Origin of the sequence: Streptomyces sp. 15-116A (genome assembly GCF_025290915.1) — a bacterium.
Taxonomy (GTDB): Bacteria; Actinomycetota; Actinomycetes; order Streptomycetales; family Streptomycetaceae; genus Streptomyces.
The window spans coordinates 1-6,739 of record NZ_JAOCQE010000311.1; the positions used below are offsets into that span (position 1 = coordinate 1).

A 6,739-nucleotide genomic window follows, 5' to 3' on the forward strand; every position below is an offset into this window, starting at 1 on the left:
ACCGCCTGCCCCGGCTGCGGCAGCCGGGACTCGCTCAGCGCCCTCGCCCGGTCGACGGCCGCCTGCCACTGCTCCAGCTGGCGGCGGCCCACCCGCTGCCCGAAACCGTTCAGCGCGGCCAGCGCCTGCACGTTCGCCGGCATGGCGAGCGCCGCCTCGACGATGGCGGCGTCGGAGAGCACCTTGCCCGGCGAGACGTCCCGGCGCTGGGCGATCCGGTCCCGCGTCAGCCACAGCTCGCGCACGACGGCCATCTGCCGGCGCCGGCGCACCTTGTGCATGCCGGAGGTGCGCCGCCAGGGGTCCTTGCGCGGCTCGGGCGGCGGCGCGGAGGCGATCGCGTCGAACTCCTGCCGGGCCCACTCCAGCTTGCCCTGCCGGTCCAGCTCCTTCTCCAGCGCGTCCCGCAGATCGACGAGCAGCTCGACGTCGAGCGCGGCGTAGCGCAGCCAGGGCTCGGGCAGCGGGCGGGTGGACCAGTCGACGGCGGAGTGCCCCTTCTCCAGGACGAAGCCCAGCACGTTCTCCACCATCGCGCCGAGCCCGACCCGGGGGAACCCGGCGAGGCGTCCGGCCAGCTCGGTGTCGAAGAGGTGCGTCGGCACCATCCCTATCTCGCGCAGACAGGGCAGGTCCTGGGTCGCGGCGTGCAGCACCCACTCGACCCCGGACAGCGCCTCGCCCAGACCGGTCAGGTCGGGGCAGGCGACGGGGTCGACGAGCGCCGTGCCGGCGCCCTCGCGGCGCAGCTGCACCAGGTAGGCGCGCTGTCCGTAGCGGTAGCCGGAGGCGCGCTCCGCGTCGACGGCGACGGGGCCGGTGCCAGCGGCGAAGGCGGCGATCACCTCGGCGAGGGCGGCCTCGTCCGCGATCACGGGCGGAATGCCGTCACGGGGCTCCAGCAAAGGGATCGGCGCCTCCGTAGCAGAAGATCCGTCGTCGTCCGGAGGAGCGCCTCCGGTGGTTCGCAGTGATGTGTCTGCTGCGGTGTCGTGGGCGTCGGTCACCTGTCAAGAGTATCCGGGCCACGAAGCCGCCCGCCGACGGAACGTTCCGTCGACGGGCGGGGGAGGGGCGTGTTCCGGTCAGGTCGGCAGGGGGAGCGGAGGGGATCGGCGGTGCGGTGGAGCCGGGAGAAGCGGCGGGCGCGGGGGAAGCGAGGGGCGCGGGGAAGCGGTCAGTGGATGATGCCGGTCCGCAGGGCCACCGCCACCATCCCTGCGCGGTCGCCCGTGCCGAGCTTGCGGGCGATGCGGGCGAGGTGGCTCTTGACGGTCAGCGCGGACAGGCCCATGGAGACGCCGATCGCCTTGTTCGACTGGCCCTCCGCCACCAGCCGCAGCACCTCGACCTCACGGCCGGACAGTTCGCGGTAGCCGCCCGGGTGGCTCGGGGCGCCCGGGGGGCGGCGGTGCAGACGGGCGGCGGCGGCGCCGATGGGGGCGGCACCCGGGCGGGTGGGGAGCCCGAGGTTGGTGCGGGTGCCGGTGACGACGTAGCCCTTGACTCCGCCGGCCAGGGCGTTGCGTACGGCGCCGATGTCGTCGGCGGCGGACAGGGCGAGCCCGTTGGGCCAGCCGGCGGCGCGGGTCTCGGACAGCAGGGTGAGGCCGGAACCGTCCGGCAGATGGACTTCGGCGACGCAGATGTCGCGGGGGTTGCCGATGCGGGGACGAGCCTCCGCGACGGACGAGGCCTCGATGACATCGCGCACACCGAGCGCCCACAGGTGGCGGGTGACGGTGGAGCGGACACGCGGGTCGGCCACGACCACCATGGCGGTCGGCTTGTTCGGGCGGTAGGCGACCAGGCTTGCGGGCTGCTCGAGGAGAACGGACACCAGGCCTCCTGGGGTGCGGGACGGGGCCGGCTCGTGGGGGTGAAGCCGGGACGAACCGTGCTTTCAAGGTCACAGTCGTCTTCGGCAGCAAACCCGGTGTCCTTTAGAGAATGATCACGATCCGGTGAGTAACAATTCGTGCAATTCGGACACGCGGTCGATCATTCGAAGATCGAACGGTTTCGGTACGGTTCGCAACGCGTCCGAAAGTGGCCGTATCGACAAAGTGATCCGCCCGAACGGAGGCATGCGGTCCCGCCTGCGCCCGATCAGCGCGACTGGGGCCCCCGCCGCTGCGGCAGCGTCACCACCGACGCGTCCCCCGGACCGGCCGGCGGCAGCCCCGCCACCTGCGCCAGCAGATCGCACCAGGCCGCCAGATGCGACGCCGTGTCCGGCACCCCGCCCAGCTGCTCCCGGGGCGTCCACGAGGCACGAATCTCGATCTGCGAGGCCGAAGGACGCTCCGACAGCCCGCCGAAGTAGTGCGAGCTCGCCCGCGTCACCGTCCCGCTCGGCTCGCCGTACGTCAGCCCCCGCGCGGCCAGCGCCCCGGTCAGCCACGACCAGCACACGTCCGGCAGCAGCGGATCCGCCGCCATCTCCGGCTCCAGCTCCGCCCGCACCAGCGTCACCAGCCGGAACGTGCCCCGCCAGGCGTCGTGACCGGCCGGATCGTGCAGCAGCACCAGCCGCCCGTCGGCCAGATCCTGGTCGCCGTCGACGACCGCCGCCTCCAGCGCGTACGCGAACGGCGCGAGCCGCTTCGGCGCACTCGTCGGCTCCACCTCGATCTGCGGCCGCAGCCGCGCGCCGAGCAGCGCGTCCACCGCGGCCCGGAAGGGCAACGGGGGCGCACCCCCCTGACCGGGTTCCTCCCCGGTGTCCTTCGCCTCGTCCATTCCGCCAGCGCCGTCCGACAGTCGTCCCTGAGCCGCAGCCATGCGGGGAAGATTAAGCGGAACCGCGCCCCGGCGCAGGGAGGGACACAGGCGCCGCCCGGCGGTGTCCGGATCGTGTCCCGCGTGCGCCGCGCACCCGGGGTGCCCTGCGGTCCGGTGGCGCGCGGAGGGCGTGCGAGACTTGCCGGTGTGAGTGCCAACGGAAGCCCGACGGGCCAGCAGCCGACCCCGACGTACGACAGCGCCTTCCTCAAGGCGTGCAGGCGCGAGCCCGTGCCGCACACCCCGGTGTGGTTCATGCGGCAGGCCGGGCGCTCACTGCCGGAGTACCGCAAGGTGCGCGAGGGCATCGGCATGCTCGAGTCCTGCATGCGACCCGATCTCGTCACCGAGATCACCCTCCAGCCGGTGCGCCGGCACGGCGTGGACGCGGCGATCTACTTCAGCGACATCGTCGTCCCCCTCAAGGCCATCGGCATCGACCTCGACATCAAGCCCGGCGTCGGCCCGGTCGTCCAGCAGCCGGTGCGCACCCGCGCCGACCTGGCCCGGCTGCGCGATCTGACCCCCGAGGACGTCTCCTACGTCACCGAGGCGATCGGCCTGCTCACCCGCGAACTCGGCTCCACCCCGCTGATCGGCTTCGCGGGCGCCCCGTTCACCCTCGCGAGCTACCTCGTCGAGGGCGGACCGTCCCGCACGTACGAGAACGCCAAGGCGATGATGTACGGCGACCCGGAGCTCTGGGCCGACCTGCTCGACCGCCTCGCCGAGATCACGGCCGGCTTCCTGAAGGTGCAGATCGAGGCCGGCGCCTCCGCCGTCCAGCTCTTCGACTCCTGGGCCGGTGCGCTCGCCCCCGCCGACTACCGGCGCTCGGTGCTGCCCGCCTCCGCGAAGGTCTTCGACGCCGTGGCCGGCTACGGCGTCCCGCGCATCCACTTCGGTGTCGGCACCGGTGAGCTGCTCGGCCTGATGGGCGAGGCCGGCGCGGACGTCGTCGGCGTCGACTGGCGCGTCCCGCTCGACGAGGCCGCCCGCCGCGTCGGCCCCGGCAAGGCACTCCAGGGCAACCTCGACCCGACCGTGCTGTTCGCCGGGCGCGAGGCCGTGGAGACGAAGACCCGCGAGGTGCTCGAGACGGCGGCGGGCCTGGAAGGCCACGTCTTCAACCTCGGCCACGGCGTCATGCCGTCCACCGACCCGGACGCGCTCACCCACCTCGTCGAGTACGTCCACACGCAGACCGCCCGCTGAGTTCGGATACAGCACCGCTGAACGCAGCGGGGCGGTCGTGCGTATCTCTCGGCAACGCCCGCCGCTCGGGGAAGGGGCGGCGGGGCCGACGTGAGGAACAGGCGATGAACGACCGAGTGACCCCTGCGGTGCAGGCGCTGCCGGACGGGGAGGCCGAGCTCACGCTCGTGGTGCGGCTTCCGTGGGAGGACGTGGCCCGGCTGGGACAGGAGGCGGGGCGGCTGGCCGCGCAGACGCAGCGGGCGGTGACGCTGGACGAGGCGGTGAGCCACCGCTTGCGCTCGGCCCGGACGGCGGCGCATGCGAAACCGGCGGGAGAGCAACCCCCTCCCGCGGTGGCTTCGGCGGCGTCGGTCTCGTCGTTGCCTGCGCGGGCGGCGGCGCCGGCTGAGCAGGCTCGGCAGGCCATCGATCGGATCAATGGGGCCGGCTGAGGCTGCGTCGCGGGGTGCGGGTTGTCTGTGGCTGAGCGCGCCCACGCGGCGGAGCCGCATATATGGACACAGCCCCGCGCCCCTAGGTGGGTTGTCCTACTGCTCTTGATGCCCTGCGGGCTGCTACCAGGATGGGGTCCCACACGGGAGAGAACGGTGGGGCGTAGCCCAGGTCCAGGGCGGTCATCTGGTCGACCGTCATGGCTGCTGTCAGGGCCACGGCCGCGATGTCGACCCTCTTGCCCGCGCCCTCCCTGCCGACGATCTGGACGCCCAGGAGGCGGCCCGTGCGGCGTTCGGCCAGCATCTTCACCGTCATGGAGGAGGCGTTCGGGTAGTAGCCCGCTCGGCTGGTCGACTCGATGGTGGCGGTGACGTACTGGAGGCCCACCCTGCGCGCGTCCTTCTCGCGCAGGCCCGTGCGGGCGATCTCCAGGTCGCAGACCTTGCTGACGGCCGTGCCGACGACGCCGGGGAACGTGGCGTAACCGCCGGCGGCGTTCGCGCCGATGATCTGGCCGTGCTTGTTGGCGTGGGTGCCGAGCGGGACGTGCCGCTCCTGGCCGGAGACCAGGTCGAGCACCTCGACACAGTCACCGCCGGCCCAGATGTTCTCGTGGCCCCGGACGCGCATCGACCGGTCGGTGAGCAGTCCGCCGTGGCTGCCGAGGGGAAGGCCCGCCGCACGCGCGAGGGCCGTCTCGGGGCGTACGCCGATGCCCAGGACGACCACGTCCGCCGGGAACTCGGCGTCCTCCGTGCCGACCGCGCGCACCCGGCCGTCGTCGCCGGTGAGGAGCTTGGTGACCTCCGTGCCGTTCACCATGGTGATGCCCATGCCCTCCATCGCCTCGCGCACCAGGCGCCCCATGTCTGGGTCGAGGGTGGCCATGGGCTCCTCGCCGCGGTTGACGGCCGTCACCTCGTAGCCGCGTTTGATCATCGCCTCGGCCATCTCCACGCCGATGTACCCGGCGCCGACGACCACCGCACAGCGGCCACGCGTGCGTGCCAGCGTGTCCAGCAGGGCCTGCCCGTCGTCCAGGGTCTGCACCCCGTGCACCCCGGGCGCGTCCACGCCGGGCAGCTCCGGGCGGACCGGGCGGGCCCCGGTCGCGATCACGAGCTTGTCGTACGACGTCCAGGACTCGGCGCCGGAATCGACGTCACGCGCGCGTACCCGCTGCCGGTCGACGTCGATCTCCGTGACCTCGGTGCGCAGGCGCAGGTCGATGTCCCGCGCGCGGTGCTCCTCGGGGGTGCGGGCGATCAGCCGGTCCCGCTCGGGCACGTCACCGCTCACCCAGTACGGGATGCCGCAGGCCGAGTAGGAGGTGAAGTGGCCGCGTTCGAAGGCGACGATCTCCAGCTCGTCCGGCCCCTTGAGGCGGCGGGCCTGGGACGCCGCGGACATCCCCGCGGCGTCACCGCCGATCACCACCAGGCGTTCCCTCGCACCCCGCGCATCGCTCATGTTCATGCGAACACGCTACGGGGGCAGGTCATTTCAGGCCCGCTCAGCTCCCGTCGTTCTCCCCGTCGGTGCCCTGCGGGGGCGCGGGCCGTGTGGCGGGCCGGGCCGGGAGCGGGCCCAGGGCGGTCGTCGCGGGCGCCGGCTCCGGGCGGCGCGGCAGCCGGGGACGTACGACCTTCAGCCACAGCAGGAGCAGCAGGACCGTCACCGCGGCGAACGGCAGCACCGCGCCGATGGCCACCACGACCCAGCGCAGCATCGTCACGAACGCGTTCCAGCCGCCCGCGAGCGCGTCCAGGAAACCGGGGTCCTCGTCCTTCTCGGCCTCCTTCACCGGCTTCTCGGACAGGGAGAGCGTGATCGTGGCCAGGCTCGTGCGGTCCTTCAGGGACTTCTGCTGGGCGAGCAGGGACTCCAGGTCGGCCTGGCGGGTGCTCAGTTCGCCCTCCAGGGTGACCACGTCGCTGAGCTTGGTGGCCTGGTCCATCAGCTCGCGGATGCGGGCGACGCTGGCGCGCTGCGACTTGATGCGGCTGTCCACGTCGACCACCTGGTCGGTGACGTCCTCGGCCTTCGCCTCGCGCTCCAGGAGCTTGCCCGCGCCCTCCAGCTCGGTGAGCACTTCCTCGTACTTCTCGGCGGGCACGCGCAGCACCACGCGCGTGTAGCCGTGGCCGTCCGAGTCCCGGGTGGTGGTCTCGTTGCCCACGTAGCCGCCCGCGTTCTCGGTGGTGGTGCGAGCCTCGGCCAGCGCCTTCGGGGCGTCCTTGACCTGCACCGTCAGGGAGGCGGTGCGGATGATGTGGGCGGTGGGGGCGGTGGGGGCCTTCGG

7 protein-coding genes are annotated in these 6,739 nt (G+C 72.9%); 2 read left to right on the forward strand and 5 right to left on the reverse strand.

The genetic code is table 11. The features are described from left to right. From N4P33_RS30680 to N4P33_RS30690, 3 genes are all read right to left on the reverse strand, one after another. On the reverse strand, nucleotides 1–1,007 hold a 1,007-nt coding region (locus N4P33_RS30680; RefSeq protein ID WP_260830206.1), incomplete at its 3' end, for a ribonuclease D. Nucleotides 1,008–1,177: 170 nt separating this feature from the next. Next, nucleotides 1,178–1,840, reverse strand: a complete 663-nt coding sequence (locus tag N4P33_RS30685) for a response regulator transcription factor (protein WP_004923664.1) — start codon at nucleotides 1,838–1,840, stop codon at nucleotides 1,178–1,180. A 269-nt stretch (nucleotides 1,841–2,109) separates the two neighbouring features. Further along, nucleotides 2,110–2,784, reverse strand: a complete 675-nt coding sequence (locus N4P33_RS30690) for a DUF3000 domain-containing protein (protein WP_260830207.1) — start codon at nucleotides 2,782–2,784, stop codon at nucleotides 2,110–2,112. 147 nt (nucleotides 2,785–2,931) lie between these two features. Between N4P33_RS30690 and hemE the strand changes: the two genes are divergently transcribed. Both hemE and N4P33_RS30700 read left to right on the forward strand, forming a co-directional pair. Further along, nucleotides 2,932–3,999 (forward strand): uroporphyrinogen decarboxylase, encoded by a 1,068-nt coding sequence (hemE, locus tag N4P33_RS30695; protein WP_260830208.1) that lies wholly within the window; start codon nucleotides 2,932–2,934, stop codon nucleotides 3,997–3,999. 104 nt (nucleotides 4,000–4,103) lie between these two features. Next, nucleotides 4,104–4,433 (forward strand): hypothetical protein, encoded by a 330-nt coding sequence (locus N4P33_RS30700; protein WP_260830209.1) that lies wholly within the window; start codon nucleotides 4,104–4,106, stop codon nucleotides 4,431–4,433. 82 nt (nucleotides 4,434–4,515) lie between these two features. Here the strand turns inward: N4P33_RS30700 and N4P33_RS30705 are convergent, their stop codons facing one another. After that, on the reverse strand, nucleotides 4,516–5,913 hold the full coding sequence (locus N4P33_RS30705; protein ID WP_260830210.1) for an FAD-dependent oxidoreductase: 1,398 nt from the start codon (nucleotides 5,911–5,913) through the stop codon (nucleotides 4,516–4,518). Between the two features lie 37 nt (nucleotides 5,914–5,950). Then, a partial coding sequence (locus N4P33_RS30710) for a DUF4349 domain-containing protein (protein WP_260830211.1) occupies nucleotides 5,951–6,739 on the reverse strand: 789 nt, incomplete at its 5' end.